The sequence below is a fragment of the Massilioclostridium coli genome (assembly GCF_900095865.1).
Classification (GTDB): Bacteria; Bacillota; Clostridia; order Oscillospirales; family Ruminococcaceae; genus Massilioclostridium; species Massilioclostridium facile.
Genome location: NZ_FMIZ01000007.1, coordinates 1,261,274 through 1,277,522 on the forward strand (window position 1 = coordinate 1,261,274; position 16,249 = coordinate 1,277,522).

Here is a 16,249-nt window from a genome sequence, read left to right on the forward strand (position 1 = left end):
ATTGCCTTTTTTCGGTCCGCAAAAAATTCGCCGTTATGATTGTTGTACTACTTTTTCCCGATAAAAGCCAGAAGATTTTCTATATCTAAAGATATTATTTAAAAAAACCAGAGATAATATCTCTGGTTTTTTATCATTAGATATACAAATCAATACCGTTCTTTTTTGTGGTAAAGATATCAATTTGGTTTATCTGTGCATTAATTTAATCGTTCTGGCCACATGGCAGTAGTCCATTTACCTTGTGGGCCAAACAAAAATTGTACCATATTAATATTAATATTTAAGAAGTTCTCTAACATGGTTTCTTGCATTTTATCTTGGCGGAACATAAAATAAGTAGCGCCGCACAATAAGCTGACAGCGTATTCTTCCCAGGAATGGTAACGTGCAATAGCAAAACGTACCAACTGCTGTGTCCTTTCCCAAAATTCCTGTGGGGTAATAATACCAGCCGAACACGCTGTACGATATAATGTAATCGTTTCGTTAATATCCCAGGCAAAAAATCCTTTTTCCCCCACAATTGGACGGAAATTTTCCGCATAAGCCTTTGCTTTTAAAAAGATTTCTTTTGCTTTTGGGTTCAATTTATTCAATTCAAAGGATGGCGTACCGCTCCAAAAATGCAAAAAGTCCTCATATTCTGCACCGGAAGTAAATAAAAATCGCCAAGTTTTTTCTAAAGATTCTTTATCTACAACACCATACATTTTTCTAAGATGGTCCCGAATCATCTTCTGTTGATTTTCGTCTTTGGTCAAAAATAAGTTATCATAACCGGGATGACCTGGAATACCCGGTACTTTACGGCAAGTAGAAACTCCGCCTAATAACAAAGTAAATTGGCGATTTGTCACCATTTTTCGGTTTTCATCCCGAGCAGCTTTTGCTTCAAACAATTCTTTTTGATAAGTTTCAATCTTTGCTAACAATTTTTCTGTTGTTTCTGTTCTAATTGATCCGATTTCTGGCTCTGGTTCTTCAGAAGCTGGTTCTGTTTGTGATGCTGGTTCAACAGGGGGCGTTTCTTTTGTTTCATCAGGAGCAGCAGGCTCTAACTGCTGTTCTGCTACAGTATCTGTTTCTTCTTCTGGAACTTTTGGCTGTAGTTGGTCTTGTTGTGTTACCTCAACTGAATTTTCTGCTTGTTTTGATTTTGAGCGTCTTTTGAAAAACATATGATTATCTCCTTGTAAACGTGATAAATTTATTATAACATATGTCGAACAAAAAGTCACTTATAATCGTAATATCTGTGCGTTTTGACAAATGTCAACTCCTGATTTTGCATTAAATGTACAGAATCTTCCTTCTTCTTTTTGCTTTTGATAAAATATTATTCATATTTATCTTCTCTTTAATAAAATGAAAATAGTAAAAATCCCGATTAGAACTGGTATTCCATAAATAAAGAAAGTAGGAATCAGATAGACCCATAATGGAGCCGAGCTGATATATTCATGATACCACATACACTTTGACGTTATGTATATAGCCATTGCAATGATCCATAAAATTAGTATACAGCCTATTATCATAACCAAAATTTTTTTATTTTTCATAAATAGTATCCCTCTAAACCCTTTTATCGAAAGCCAATCAATATAAAACAAATATAACAGGGCTAAAACTGTGTTTCGTGTTCATTATTTTATATTGATATTTCTATCATAGCATGGTTTTTCAATTAAAAACTAGTATTAAAATAATTATGGCGCCATAAAAGGATCATAAATAATCACTGACAAAATATTATTTTTCTATCATCCACATAATAAAGTGATCAAAACTACCCAGTCATATACTGCTCCTAGAAGGGAGGTTATATAATTAAATTTTATTATCACATACCCTGCTATCTGGTAAATAGGTAAACAACCTTGTGGTAGCAAATAATATTTTTTATTACACAAATACTTTCCTTTGAAGAGGAACCCTTTTTTCAATCCATCCCCTGGTAGATTTATTGTGCTAAAACAAGCAATCAAAACCACTAGTACGCTAGTGATTTGCTCAGTCCTCAGAGGAGTATGATCATTGTATCGCTTGCTCCACTGCTGGTAAACCAGCCCTCTTTAATGTTTTTATTTGTCTACTTTATCATAGGACAAATACACTAAGCTAGTGGATTAATTTAACCCTATAAGGGTCTATTGGCAAATATCTCCAAATAGACTAAACTTTATTCCTTTTGCGTCACTTACCCCACATCCCGTAAATAGAAAATCACTGCGTTAACGGCACCTTTTATTATCACAAGATTATTGTTAGCGGCTCACTTTGCCCGATGTCTGTAGCTAAAAATTTTTTATAGGATACCTCTAGAACCGGTGATTTTTCTTAATCAACAAAAGAAAACCCTGAATCTAATTTAGATTCAGGGTTTTCTATGGAGGCGCCACCCAGATTTGAACTGGGGATGAAGGTGTTGCAGACCTCTGCCTTACCACTTGGCTATGGCGCCATTTTATTGGAGCGGGTTACGAGGCTCGAACTCGCTACCTCCACCTTGGCAAGGTGGCGCTCTACCAGATGAGCTAAACCCGCATGTTTGCCTTCTCTTTTCAGAAAAGGTCTTTTGGTGCCTCCGGACGGAATCGAACCATCGACACGAGGATTTTCAGTCCTCTGCTCTACCGACTGAGCTACAGAGGCATTTCAGTCGCCCTTGTAATCAATCTCTTTCAGACAACTGGTTGGCGACCCGTATCAGACTCGAACTGACGACCTCTTGCGTGACAGGCAAGCGTTCTAACCAACTGAACTAACGGGCCGTATGGTGGGAACAATAGGGCTCGAACCTATGACCCTCTGCTTGTAAGGCAGATGCTCTCCCAGCTGAGCTATGCTCCCATTTATCCGCCGTCCGGGGTGTTCCCTCAAGCGACGAATATTATTATACCAGACCACTTTTTATTTGTCAACACTTTTTTTCATTTTATTTTTATTTTTTTTGAGATAATAATCCTCGCAGTTCATCTTTACTAAAATGGTAGGCTTTGTTGCAAAAATGACAGGTTACTTCTGTTTCATCCGGTCCATCAATCATATCCTGTAATTCTTCTTTTCCCAGGCTGATTAATGCTCTGGAAACCCGTTCCCTGCTACAATCACATTTATATGCAACATTGGTCTCGTCCAATACATTTGGTTCTAATCCTTGCAGTACACGCATACAAACATCCTTCGGTGTTAAGCCAGAATCAAATAATTCTGAAATAGGGGGCAATTCTTTGATATTTTTTTCAATTATATCAATACAGGATTCATCCGCAAAAGGCAATAGCTGAATAAGAAAACCCCCAGCGGATTTGACAGTTAAATCCGGATTTACCAAAACACCTAAAGCGCACACCGTTGGAATCTGCTCACTAATAGCGTAATAGCTAGTAATATCCTCCGCTATCTCCCCGGATACAAGGGGTACCTGTCCAGAATAAGGTTCTTTTAAGCCAATATCCTTAATTACACTTAAAAAACCATCCGTCCCTACAGCACCAGCAACATCCAATTTTCCTTTGCTGTTTAACGGGATTTCCACAACAGGGTTTTGCACATAAGCTTTTACATTGCCATGGCTATTTGCCACAGCGATTAAGCTCCCTGCTGGGCCGTCTGCTTTGATACGCAATGTAATACTATCCTGTTCGTTTTTTAACATATATCCCATAAGGGAAGCTCCTGTTGCCAGTCTGCCCAACGCAGCGGTAACAACTGCGGAAGTCTTGTGGATTTTTTCAATCTCTCCCACAATCTCTGTCGAGTTCAACGCAATTGCCACAGCGGAACCATCCGCTGTAATTGCCCTTACCAAATTAGACATTATTTTTGATTCTCCTTTGTTGTAACATAAATCAACCGCTGACTTGTTTCCATAGGCGGTTGTAAACTATCTTCATGATAGATTGCTTCTATTTTCAATCCTGCTTTTTTCAGCACCTGTTCCAGCTCCTGCTGGGTGTAGGCGCGTTCCTGAAAGCTTTCACTGGTACGGAAATAGCGGTCCCCTTCTTTTTCGAACAAATCCAGATCAATTTGGATGGTATTTTGGGGTAGTAAAGTGTTTTTCCATACCAAATAGACATCATCATAATCATACACAAAATTTTGGTTTCCCAACACCTGCTGGTGTTTATAAACGGTGTTTACATCAAAGACGAATACCCCATCTGGATGCAGAAACAACGACACTTTATCCACTGCCTTTTGCAATTCATCCAGCTCTGTGATGTGGTTTAAGCTATCCAATGCGCACACAGCCGCATCCACCGTCCCGTACAGGTCCAAATCCTGCATGGACTGGCAAAGATAGATGATATCCAAACCGCTTTCCATCCGTTTTTCCATGGCAACCGCCAGCATATCCTCCGAACAATCCGCGCCAATCACGTCATACCCTAGTTTAGCGAATTCCTCGGACAAAGAGCCCGTCCCACAGGCCAAATCCAGCAGGATTCCCCGTTGATGGGTGACCGACTGGATAATGCCATCAAAATACGCCGCGCGTTTTTGGTAGGAAATATCATCTGTCAGTTCATCGTATACATAGGCAAATCCTTGGTATCCACTCATTGTTCTTTTGCCCTGTCAATCGCCATGCGGTAACCGTTTGTTCCATAGCTCAAACAACGGTTTACCCTGCTGATGGTTGCTGTGCTGGCGCCTGTCATTTTTACAATATCATTATATACCCTGTCTTCTGTCAGCATTTTTGCCACGTGCATCCTTTGGGACATGGCTTTTAATTCTGCTACTGTGCATAAATCCTCAAAGAACTGGTAACATTCCTCCACGGATTTTAGGGTTAAAATACATTGGAATAAATAATCCATATATTGGTCTTCTAATTTATTATTCATGGCTACCACCTTACAAAACAAAATCTTGTAAATATTTTAGCACATTAAACTGTAAAAGTAAAGGGCTGATAGCAGGATTCATAAAATTTTCATTGTATTCTTAAACCGACGTGGCCTTTTGAAAAACCAGTTGGCCATTCTTCTTTTAAATAACTTATCTAGATTGTAACCCACTTATGATTTCGTTTTAATGGCTATGCTTTTTATTACAGATATTGATTGTGTAGTAAAATAACGAAACGATTTCGGATTCATATTGGATAACGACTGATCCATTTTAGGTTCCTCCCAAACAGTTCAAAATATATAACCGGAACGATAAACGCCCTTTGAAACAATTCAAAGGGCGAATGTGTTTATTAGATATCATTGCGGATTAAATCATCCAATGTTTCCCGTTTTACAATAACGCGGCTTTCTCCCTGGTAAACCGCTACAATAGCGGGTTTCATGTTACGGTTGTAGTTAGAAGACATAGAATAATTGTATGCGCCTGTCGCCAGCACAGCTAAAATATCACCGGATTCCGCATGCTGCAATGGGACGTTTTCCCCTAACAGGTCACCACTTTCACAACATTCCCCAGCAATGGTCACCACGTCATCTTTTGGCTGATCCGCTTTGTTTGCCAGAACCGCATCGTATTTGGACTGGTACAGCGCATAACGTGGGTTATCACACATCCCACCATCTACAGAAACATAATTCCTGATATTTGGGATTTCCTTTCTGGCGCCTACAGTATATACAGTGATGCCAGCAGGCCCTACAATGGAACGGCCTGGCTCAATCAGGATAAATGGCACAGGAAGCCCGTATTCAGCAGCTTTTTGTTTTACTACATCGGAAACCTGTTTCATATAGTCCGCATAAGGTACAGGGGCGTCTTCCTCTGTGTATTTGATTCCAAAACCGCCGCCCAAATTCAGCTCTGTCAGCACCACACCGGTTTTTTCATAGACATCTTTCATGTATCCCAACATCACTTCAGCAGCCAGTTTAAATGGGTCAATATCAAAAATTTGGGAACCAATGTGGCAATGTGCCCCTACCAGGTTGATATGTTCCATTTTTGCGGCTTCCACAGCGGCTTCCAATGCTTCCCCGGTTTCAATGGCAAAACCAAATTTAGAATCAATCTGTCCAGTCCTGATAAAACTATGGGTATGGGCATCAACACCTGGTTTTACACGGAGCAGGATGGTTGGCTTTTTGCCAGCTTCCCCAGCCAGGCGGTTCAATTTTTTTAACTCCGTCAGGTTATCCACCACAATGCGGCCTACCCCATGTTCCAATGCGAAAGAAAGGGCCTCTTCTGTTTTGTTGTTTCCATGGAACACCATATCTCTAGCTGGAAACCCAGCACTGAGAGCAGTATAAATTTCACCAATGGAAACCGTATCCACACCACAGCCTTCGCTCTTCATAATCCGATATATTTCTTTACAAGAAAGCGCTTTGCTCGCATAGCAGACCAGACCTTTTCCGTCATAGTATTCTTCGATTGATTGCTTATATTGGCGGCAGTGGTCACGCACCATATCCTCATCGATTAAATATAGTGGGGTGCCGTATTGAACAGCAAGGTCTACCGTATCCAGCCCGCCAAAAGTGAGATGTCCTTTTTCATTAACCGCTAAATTGTTTGATACAAACATGTTATCACCCTTTCCTGTTTTAGGACGTTATATATCCTCATCCTCTATGGTACAAACATCGTCCAGAAGTTCCCGCAACTCCTCAATCCCTTCCCCTGTTTCCGCGGAACAAGGCAGTATGGTAATCTGGTCAGCATATGGCAGTTCTTGCCGCAATTCCTCTAAACGTGCCTGTTGTTGTCGTTTTGATAATTTATCCATTTTAGTCAACACAATCAAAAATGGCAGTTCTGATTCAATTAAAAAATCAATCATTTGTAAATCCAATTTGGTAGGAGGGTGGCGCATATCAATTAACTGTACCACCAAAGCCAAATCCCTATCACTGTGGAAATACCCCTCAATCAGCTCGCTCCAACGTTGCTTTTCGGTTTTGGCCACTTTGGCATAGCCGTAACCAGGTAAATCCACAAAATAAACATCCTCCACCTGATAAAAATTGATGGTCGCTGTTTTTCCTGGAACCGAGCTGACCCTCGCCAAATTTTTTCTGGAAAACAGGCGGTTTAACAAAGAAGATTTGCCCACATTGGAACGCCCCGCAAAGGCAACTTCTATCTTCTCAGAAGGAGGAATCTGGCTAAGCAAACCATAAGAAGTGATAAATTTTGCCTGATTATATTTCATATGTTACACTCCCATTTTTTTCTGAAAGGCTGCCTTTTCTGCGTTTTTTCTGCGGCTTTTGATCTGTTCTTGGCTGTACCAAAGCGTATTCCAGCACTTCCTCCGCAGTTTTGCATGGGATAAAGGTTAGCGCATCTTTTACCGCCTGATCAACTTCCTCCAAATCGGGTTGGTTATCATAAGGAATCAGCACTGTTTTCACGCCGGATTTATACGCCGCAATCGCTTTTTCTTTCAATCCACCAATTGGAAGATCCCTTCCACGCAAAGTAATCTCCCCTGTCATCGCCACATCACGGCGGATTGGAATCCCTGCCAAAGCGGAAACCAATACAGTTGCCAAAGCAACACCAGCGGATGGGCCGTCTTTTGGTACAGCGCCTTCTGGCAGATGGATATGGATATCTTTTTTCTGGTAAAAATCGGTTGGAATTCCATACTTAGCGGCAATGGAACGCACAAAGCTGATAGCAGTATTGGCGGATTCTTTCATCACATCTCCCAAGCTGCCAGTGAGCTGAACAATACCTTTTCCATCCATGATACCCGCTTCAATTTGAAGCAGCTCCCCGCCTACGCTTGTCCAAGCAAGGCCGTTTACCAAGCCAATTGGATCGGTATCTGGTATTTTATCCCCTAAATATTTCTTTGGTCCCAGATATTTTTCCAGATTTTTTGCTGTAAAACGGACGGATTTCGCTTCTCCTTCCGCAATGATTTTGGCTGTTTTCCGACACAGGGACGCCACTAGGCGTTCCAATTTACGGACACCAGCTTCCCTGGTATAATGATCAATCATGCTATAAATCGCATCGTCTGTAAAACGAATAGTCTTGGCGTCCATACCATGTTTTTTCCGTTGTTTTGGAATCAGATGCTCTTTGCAAATATGGAATTTTTCTTCCATGGTATAACTGGAAAGCTCAATCACCTCCATACGGTCCAGCAATGGGACTGGGATAGTACTTAAACTATTTGCTGTTGTGATAAACAAGCATTCGCTTAAATCAAAAGGCACTTCAATATAATGGTCCACAAAAGTGGCGTTTTGTTCCCCATCCAATACTTCCAACATAGCGGAAGATGGATCTCCCTTAAAGCTGGAACCCATTTTATCAATTTCATCCAACAGCACTAATGGGTTACGGGATTTGGACTGTTTGATTCCAGCGATAATCCGCCCTGGCATTGCGCCAACATAGGTTTTACGATGTCCACGGATGTCTGATTCATCGCTGATTCCTCCTAAGGCAATCCGGACAAATCGCCGGTTCATAGCTTTGGCTACAGAGGAGGCAATCGAGGTTTTTCCCACCCCTGGAGGACCGACCAGGCAGATAATCTGTCCTTTTAGGTCAGGTGCAAACTGACGGACTGCCAAATTTTCCAAAATTCTTTCTTTTACTTTTTCCAACCCATAATGGTCTTTATCCAGCTGTTTTTTTGCCGCTTTCACATCCAAGGAATCCACGGTAAAATTATCCCAGGGAAGTTCCAAACAGGTATCCAAATAGTTGGTAATTACATAGGTTTCATGGGAACCTGGTGGCATTTTTTCCAGGCGCTTGGCTTCAGAGATTAATTTCGCTTTTGCGTCCTCCGAAATATGCTGGATCGCCTGAATTTTTTCAATATAATTGGCCTGTTCTTCTTCATCTACATCGGGACCAGTACCCAGCTCTTCATGGATCACGCGCATCTGTTCCCGCAAAAAATATTCCCTTTGGTTCTGGTCAATATTATCCTGTACTTTTTCAAAAATTTCCTTTTCCAGCGAGAGCACTGCCGCTTCTTCCGTCAAAGCGTTTACCAGCAAATGCAGCCGCTCCAATACATTTGGTTCTTCCAGCATCGCCTGGCGTGCTTCGTATTTCATTGGAATATGGGTGGTTAACAAACTCAACAGGCTATTGGGGTCCTGTTCTGTTTCCACCGAGAGGATCAAATCCCGGGAAATTTTCTGTCCAATTATCAAATAAGCCTGAAATGCTTGTTTCACCGCACGGATTGCCGCTTCCAGCTCCACTTCTGTAGCGTGCTGGCGTTTATTTGGAATCCGTTTAATTTCAGCTTCTAGGTAAGGAATGGTGGATGTCAAGCTGATCAATTGGGCTTTATAGTCACCCCTTACCATAATCCGATATTCTGTTTCAGAACGTTTCACAAATTGCTTTAATTCCACTACAGTACCAACTGTATATAAATCGTTTTCGGATGGGTCTTCTATCATAATATTCCGTTGGGCAACCACAAAAATCTTACGGTTCCCATCCATTGCTTTGCGAATGGCAGCAATGGTTTTTGGACGACTAATATCCAAATGTTGGAACGATTTTGGAAATACAACGGTGCCACGGGCTGCAATAACCGGCATTGTTAAATTGCATTTCGCTGTTACTTTATAAGCCATATTCGTTCTCCTTATGTATAAAAAAATCCATTTTTTTCAATTCACTCATTTCACTATCATCAGTCGATCACTTACAAATTTACTCGACTGATAAGTATTACTATTATACAAGAAATGACGTATTTTTTCAAGCAGTCACAGTATCTTTCTAAATACAAACTTATTTTTTCTAAAATCAGCCATAATTCCTCTAGATACGAGGAATTTGTTTCGTGTTTTTGGGCGAGCGTATATTTTAACTAATAATTTTTTATTTGTGTTTCTCTAATGGTCATAATTACTTTTTATTTCTTTTAAAACTAAAATTATAATTTCAAATTACTGCATTGCTATGTTTCCACACTTGTATCTTCTTAGATCAATAAAACTACCGATAACTGATAGTATGGGCACCATCTTATTCAGGCAACCAGTAAACAAGTATCTTCTCCTATACAACCTATTCGCTTTTTCTGTATCATTTGTATTGCTCAATCTTATTCCCCATGAAAAAGGATAAAAATAAAACCTCCTATGGAAAAATTTGCCACAGGAGGTTTTATTTTTATCCTTTCATTTTCGCTACAATTCACCACAGTTTACTTAGCATTTCCATATTTTAAGAAGCTTTGGTACTATCAGACATAATAACAGTTGGTTCGTCTTTTCCTTCTACCACTTGTTCTGTAATAATAACCTTAGAAGCATTTTTAGAAGGAAGTTCAAACATCAGTTTTGAAAGGATGCCCTCCATAATGCCACGCAAACCACGGGCCCCTGTTTTCCTTTCAATTGCTTTTTTGGCGATAGCGGTAAGGGCCTCATCGGTAAATTCCAGGGTAACACCATCCAATTGGAACAAATATTGGTACTGTTTTACCAAAGCATTTTTTGGTGTCGTCAAAATTTGAACCAGGCTGGCTTCATCTAAATCCTGTAATGTAGTGATCACTGGGATACGCCCTACCAATTCTGGAATCATACCAAACTTCACTAAATCATGGGGTTCAATATGTTGAATCATCGCTGCTAAATTTTGTTCTTTTTTATCTTTTAATTTGGCGCCAAATCCCATGGAAGAAGCGTCCATCCGTTTACCAATTACTTTTTCCAGCCCTTCAAACGCACCGCCACAAATAAATAGAATATTTTTGGTGTCAATCTGAATAAATTCCTGGTTTGGATGTTTTCTTCCCCCTTGTGGTGGGACATTGGAAACGGTACCTTCCAAAATTTTCAGCAATGCCTGCTGAACTCCTTCCCCGCTAACATCACGAGTGATAGACACATTTTCAGACTTACGGGTAATCTTATCAATTTCATCAATATAAATAATGCCTCGTTCCGCAGCTTCCACATCAAAATTAGCAGCCTGTAATAGACGAAGCAATACATTTTCCACATCTTCGCCAACATAACCGGCTTCCGTTAATGTGGTAGCATCAGCAATTGCAAACGGTACCTCCAATGTTTTTGCTAAAGTTTGGGCTAACAGGGTTTTTCCTACACCAGTTGGTCCCAACAGCAGCACATTGCTTTTTTGGATTTCCACATCGGAATCTTTTGCTGCAAAAATACGTTTATAATGGTTATATACCGCAACGGATAGCGCAATTTTTGCTTCATCTTGTCCAATAACATATTCGTCAAGGATTGCTTTCATCTCAGCAGGCTTTAAAAAGGTCTGCTGTTCTTCTTTATCTTTTGTTTTTCTGGAACGGCCATGGGAAGCTCCTGAAGGCTCCATAAATACGCCATCATCTACCAACATGTGATAGCATAAATCTACACATTCATCACAAATATAAGCGCTATGCCCATACAAAAGCCGTTCTACCTGATATTCTGGTTTCCCACAAAAGCTACAGTGGATCATCCCACCGTTGGTTTCATTTGCCATGGTTCACCTTTCCTTAAAAGTATTTCTTTATCATGATTTATCTTTTTTCAATTACTTTGTCCACTAATCCATATTCCATTGCCTGTTGTGCGGACATAAAGTTATCCCTTTCAGTGTCCAGTTGGATTTTTTCCAAAGGCTGGCCAGTTGCTTCCGCCAACATTTTATTCAGATTTTCCCTAGTTTTTAAAATGTGTTCTGCATGGATTTGGATATCGGTTGCTTGCCCCTGTGCACCGCCTAATGGCTGATGAATCATAATTTCACTATTTGGTAGGGCAAGACGTTTGCCTTTGGTGCCGGCAGAGAGTAAAAATGCACCCATGGATGCCGCCATACCAATACAAATAGTGGACACATCACATTTAATGTATTTCATGGTATCATAAATTGCCAAACCAGCACTTACAGAACCACCTGGGCTATTAATGTATAGCTGAATATCTTTTTCTGGGTCCTGTGCTTCCAAATACAGTAATTGCGCCACTACTAAGCTGGCGGAAGCATCCGTTACCTGGTCACACAACATAATAATTCTGTCATTGAGCAGACGGGAAAAAATATCATAAGAACGTTCCCCTCTACTTGTTTGTTCTACTACCATTGGTACTAAAGCCATAATCTATCATTCTCCGTTCTTTGTAAAGTTATTCTTTGCAGATAATATTTATTTTACTATATAAATGTAAAAAAATTTTGCAGCTATTTGTAAATTAAAATATATCTTTTCCAAAACGGTCTGTAATCAAGGAAATCTGCCCCCGTAGGAAAACAAGGGCAGATCATTGAAATCGGATAAAATTGTTTATTCAGCGTCAGAAGCTTCTTCTGTTGCTGTTTCAGCTGATTCTTCTTTGGTTTCTTCAGTAGTATCCTCAGCATCCTCTTTTTTTGTAGATTTTTTTGCTGTGGATTTTTTAGCAGTTGTTTTTTTCACTTTTACTTCTTCAATTTCAGCGTTTTCTTTTAAGAAATCAATTGCTTTATTCACTGCTAAATCTTTTTTCAATTCTTCTACTGGAACTAAAGCTTTTACTTTATCAGCTTCCATTTTATAACGTTCAGCCAGTTTGTTGTATTCCGCTTCGATATCTTCCTCACTTGGTTCAATATTTTCCAGCTCTACAATTTTTTCTAAAGCCAAACGAGTTTTTACTTGTTTTTCAGCCTGAGGTCTGAACTGTTCCCGAATTGCTTTTTGATCCATACCTGTATATTGCATGTACATATCCATGTTCATGCCTTGGGAAGAAAGGCGGTATTCAAAATCGCGAGCCAGTTCGTCGATTCTCTTTTCGTACATTACCTCTGGAATTTCACCTTCCATGTTTTCTACAACAGTATCCAACAGCTGGTTTTCCACTTCAACTTCCATCATTTGTTCCTGTGCTTTTACCAGTTTTGCTTTTACATCAGCTTTTAATTCTTTTAAGGTATCAAACTCGCTGACATCTTTTGCAAACTCATCATCAGCAGCTGGTAATTCTGTTGCTTTGATTTCATGGATATTACAGGTAAATACAGCTTCTTTCCCTTTCAGGTCCTCTGCATGGTATTCTTCTGGGAAAGTTACTTTTACATCAAATTCTTCCCCAACTTTTTTTCCTACCATTTGTTCTTCAAAACCTGGAATAAATTGACCGGAACCAATTTTCAAAGTGTAGTTTTCAGCTTCGCCACCATCAAATGGTTCGCCGTCTACAGCACCAGTAAAGTCGAAGTTAACGGTATCGCCTGTTTTAGTAGCACGATCTTCCACCGTTACCATACGACCATTTCTTTCACGCATTTTATCAATTTCAGCGTTTACTTCTGCAGCCGCAATTGTTTTTACGGTTTTTGTAGCTTTAATGCCTTTATAATCTTTTACAGTAACAACAGGTTTTGTTACACAAGTAGCTTTAAATACCAAACCTTTTTCAGTGTTTGCTTCTACAGGTTCCAAAGCTTCCACTGCAATTACATCCAATTTTGCTTCTTCAATTGCTTCGGATAATGCTTTTGGATATACTGCTTCGATTGCATCATCATAGAAAACGGTAGCACCATACATTTTTTCAATAATTTTGCGAGGAGCTTTCCCTACACGGAAACCTGGAACATTGATTTTTTTCACATTCTTTTTATATGCTTTGTCGCAGGCATCGTTAAAAGTTTTTGCGTCAACGGAAACTTCCACATCATATTTATTGGTAGCCACGTTATCAAATTTTACTAACGCCATTTCAAATTCCTCCTGAAAATTTCAATTAAATTGGTATCCCATTGATTATATCATAAATTTTAGGGACTGTTAAGCGTTTTTTTCTTTTTTTCTTTTTTTTCTCTTTTTCTACAATTCCAATGATAATTTTGTATAGAAATTACATAATTTTCACAGGATTAAATAGAATATGATCTCCGGATACTAACCGGTACTCAATTCCATGCTGCACCCCTTCTACCGCATAGGCGCAGGATTTTCCATGCAAATGGCCATAAAATACCCGCTTTACCTGGTAATCTTCCAAAACATGAAGCATTTCCTCACAGCGGTTTCCCGCATAAATTGGTGGGTAGTGTAAAAATACCATTGGCTGTTTTATTGCCGTTTGTAAGGATAAGGTCAGTCTTCCCGCCTCTCGCAGCAACACCTTCTGGTCGGCGGGTTCCCCTGGTTCATTGATCCAGCCACGGGTTCCACACAATGACCAGTTGTCATATTCGTAGGAATTGTTAAACAGAATGTTCAGCGTGGAAAAGCCATTGGACGAGATAAAATCCTCTACTTTTTTTTTAGTGGAAAACCAATAGTCATGGTTCCCCTTTAATAGGATTTTCCGCCCTGGAAGCTGGTCGAGAAAAGCAAAATCCGGTTTTGCCTGTTCCATATTCATTCCCCAAGAAATGTCCCCAGCAATGACCACGGTATCTTCTGGCTGAATTTTTTGCCGCCAGTTCTGTTCTAGTTTTTCCACATATCCTTCCCAGCCTGGAAAAATATCCATGGGTTTATCCACTCCCAATGAAAGGTGCAGATCTCCAATTGTGTATAAACTCATGTTCCAACTCCTTTTCCGTATGTCGCCAAGAAAGCCAGCTTACCAGACTTCGGGACAAACCAGAGGCGGACAGAAAAATTGCCCGCCTTTTCCTCTGTTTTACTATAATCCTAATGCCTTTAATACGGTTGCTTCCATCTCTTGTTTCTCAATAGATTGGGTAAAACGAACCGGTTTTTCTTTTAAGCTTGCCAATTGGATTGGCGCTTCGGTATTGGACAATTTGCTTAATTCCTCAATCTGTGTGAAATCATCCACCGTGGTATCCCCGCCAATGGCAGCCAATACGCTGTTAGTGAATTTATATGGACTAGCAGTAGAAGCAATCACCGTTTTTGTGGTGTCCCCAGTTTTTTCCCGATAGTCTTCATATACTTTAACCGCAACAGCAGTGTGGGTATCACACAAGTAAGAATACTTTTCAAACACATGCTGGATGGTCTGTTTTGTCTGTTCGTCATCACAGCATCCACCATAGAATTCCTGCTGGATTTTTGCTTTTACCGCATCGGACACTTCATAACGCCCGTCTTTTGCCAACTGGTCAAACAAAGCGGAAACTGCTTTGTCATCCCGATCATACATATCATATATCAGACGTTCCAGGTTACTGGAGATTAAAATATCCATGGATGGGGAAATCGTGGTGTGGAACGGACGGTTCCTGTCATATATCCCAGTCGCGATAAAATCAGTTAACACATTGTTTTCATTGGAAGCACAGATAAATTTTTGAACAGGAAGCCCCATTTTCTTTGCGTAATAAGCGGATAAAATGTTGCCAAAGTTCCCGGTTGGCACTACAACATTGATTGCTTCTCCAGGCTGAATCTGTTCGTTTTTCAGCAAATCACAATAAGCGGAGAAATAGTAAACAATCTGTGGCACCAAACGGCCCCAGTTGATCGAGTTAGCACTGGAAAATACAATATTGTGTTCCGCTAATTTTTCCGCCAACGCTTTATCGGTAAAAATTTGCTTTACACCAGTTTGCGCATCGTCAAAGTTCCCTTTAATCGCACATACTTCCAGGTTGTTCCCTTCCTGGGTGACCATTTGTTTTTTCTGGATATTGCTGACGCCATCTTCTGGATAGAACACCAGCATTTTTGTCCCCTCTACATCTTTAAAGCCTTCTAAAGCAGCTTTTCCAGTATCACCAGAGGTTGCAACTAAAATGGCAATCTCTTTATCAGACAATACTTTTTTTGCGGAAGTGGTTAACAAATATGGGAGCAATTGCAGCGCCATATCTTTAAACGCACAGGTTGGGCCATGCCAGAGCTCCAACATATAACGCCCGCTATAAATATGTACCAGTTCCGCTGTGCTGTCACTGGAAAATTTATCCGCGCGGTAAGCATTGCTCACACAATGGTGCAGCTCTTCTGGAGTAAAATCCGTTAAAAATTTACCCAGGATAAACTCTGCACGTTCCACATAACCTTTAGAACTGATAGCAACCAGGTCTTCCATCGCAACCTGTGGAAAGGATTCCGGCACGAACAAACCGCCCTCTTTGGAAATTCCTTGGACAATAGCCTGTGCAGCAGAAACTTCTGCCTGATTGTTTCGGGTGCTGTTATACAACATCTTTTTTCACGCTTCCTTTATTATTAAAATTTCTATTTTTACAATAATACTATCCATTCTTTCATATCAACGGAGTAATCTGATTTGATAAACGAGTATATTTATGTTTTTCCTATATTTTGTGAGACGACTATCTTTATAGAGCATATGTCTTCAATTATTCAATCCATATTTTTATC

General features: G+C 40.1%; 12 protein-coding genes and 5 tRNA genes. All 17 read right to left on the minus strand.

Annotated features, from left to right (window positions below):
• Positions 1–200: 200 nt before the first annotated feature.
• A complete protein-coding gene (locus BQ2683_RS10875; RefSeq protein ID WP_069989062.1) occupies positions 201–1,181 on the minus strand; it encodes a DUF1266 domain-containing protein in 981 nt (326 codons plus the stop codon).
• Positions 1,182–2,393: 1,212 nt separating this feature from the next.
• Positions 2,394–2,467: transfer RNA gene (locus tag BQ2683_RS10880), tRNA-Cys, on the minus strand.
• 7 nt (positions 2,468–2,474) lie between these two features.
• Positions 2,475–2,550 (minus strand) — tRNA-Gly (locus BQ2683_RS10885).
• 32 nt (positions 2,551–2,582) lie between these two features.
• A tRNA-Phe gene (locus BQ2683_RS10890) sits at positions 2,583–2,658 on the minus strand.
• Positions 2,659–2,700: 42 nt separating this feature from the next.
• Positions 2,701–2,777: transfer RNA gene (locus BQ2683_RS10895), tRNA-Asp, on the minus strand.
• A 3-nt stretch (positions 2,778–2,780) separates the two neighbouring features.
• A tRNA-Val gene (locus tag BQ2683_RS10900) sits at positions 2,781–2,856 on the minus strand.
• 91 nt (positions 2,857–2,947) lie between these two features.
• On the minus strand, positions 2,948–3,826 hold the full coding sequence (gene hslO, locus BQ2683_RS10905; protein ID WP_069989063.1) for an Hsp33 family molecular chaperone HslO: 879 nt from the start codon (positions 3,824–3,826) through the stop codon (positions 2,948–2,950).
• A complete protein-coding gene (locus tag BQ2683_RS10910) occupies positions 3,826–4,575 on the minus strand; it encodes a class I SAM-dependent DNA methyltransferase (RefSeq protein ID WP_069989064.1) in 750 nt (249 codons plus the stop codon). Before BQ2683_RS10910 ends, hslO begins: the two co-directional genes overlap by 1 nt.
• Positions 4,572–4,862, minus strand: coding sequence for a YerC/YecD family TrpR-related protein (locus BQ2683_RS10915; protein WP_069989065.1), 291 nt, complete (start codon positions 4,860–4,862; stop codon positions 4,572–4,574). The genes BQ2683_RS10910 and BQ2683_RS10915 overlap by 4 nt, the downstream gene beginning before the upstream one ends.
• A gap of 359 nt (positions 4,863–5,221) precedes the next feature.
• Complete coding sequence (gene lysA / locus BQ2683_RS10920) at positions 5,222–6,520, minus strand: diaminopimelate decarboxylase (RefSeq protein WP_069989066.1); 1,299 nt, start codon at positions 6,518–6,520, stop codon at positions 5,222–5,224.
• Positions 6,521–6,547: 27 nt separating this feature from the next.
• Positions 6,548–7,147 carry a ribosome biogenesis GTP-binding protein YihA/YsxC gene (gene yihA / locus BQ2683_RS10925; RefSeq protein ID WP_069989067.1) on the minus strand — a complete coding sequence of 200 codons (600 nt, stop codon included), beginning with the start codon at positions 7,145–7,147 and terminating at the stop codon, positions 6,548–6,550.
• Positions 7,137–9,557 carry an endopeptidase La gene (lon, locus tag BQ2683_RS10930; protein WP_069989068.1) on the minus strand — a complete coding sequence of 807 codons (2,421 nt, stop codon included), beginning with the start codon at positions 9,555–9,557 and terminating at the stop codon, positions 7,137–7,139. Before lon ends, yihA begins: the two co-directional genes overlap by 11 nt.
• A gap of 598 nt (positions 9,558–10,155) precedes the next feature.
• Complete coding sequence (clpX, locus tag BQ2683_RS10935) at positions 10,156–11,436, minus strand: ATP-dependent Clp protease ATP-binding subunit ClpX (protein WP_069989069.1); 1,281 nt, start codon at positions 11,434–11,436, stop codon at positions 10,156–10,158.
• Between the two features lie 37 nt (positions 11,437–11,473).
• Positions 11,474–12,055 carry an ATP-dependent Clp endopeptidase proteolytic subunit ClpP gene (gene clpP, locus BQ2683_RS10940; protein ID WP_069989070.1) on the minus strand — a complete coding sequence of 194 codons (582 nt, stop codon included), beginning with the start codon at positions 12,053–12,055 and terminating at the stop codon, positions 11,474–11,476.
• 186 nt (positions 12,056–12,241) lie between these two features.
• Positions 12,242–13,660, minus strand: coding sequence for a trigger factor (gene tig, locus BQ2683_RS10945; RefSeq protein WP_069989071.1), 1,419 nt, complete (start codon positions 13,658–13,660; stop codon positions 12,242–12,244).
• A gap of 139 nt (positions 13,661–13,799) precedes the next feature.
• Positions 13,800–14,477 (minus strand): metallophosphoesterase, encoded by a 678-nt coding sequence (locus BQ2683_RS10950; RefSeq protein WP_069989072.1) that lies wholly within the window; start codon positions 14,475–14,477, stop codon positions 13,800–13,802.
• 102 nt (positions 14,478–14,579) lie between these two features.
• Complete coding sequence (gene thrC, locus BQ2683_RS10955) at positions 14,580–16,070, minus strand: threonine synthase (protein WP_069989073.1); 1,491 nt, start codon at positions 16,068–16,070, stop codon at positions 14,580–14,582.
• Between the last annotated feature and the right edge of the window lie 179 nt (positions 16,071–16,249).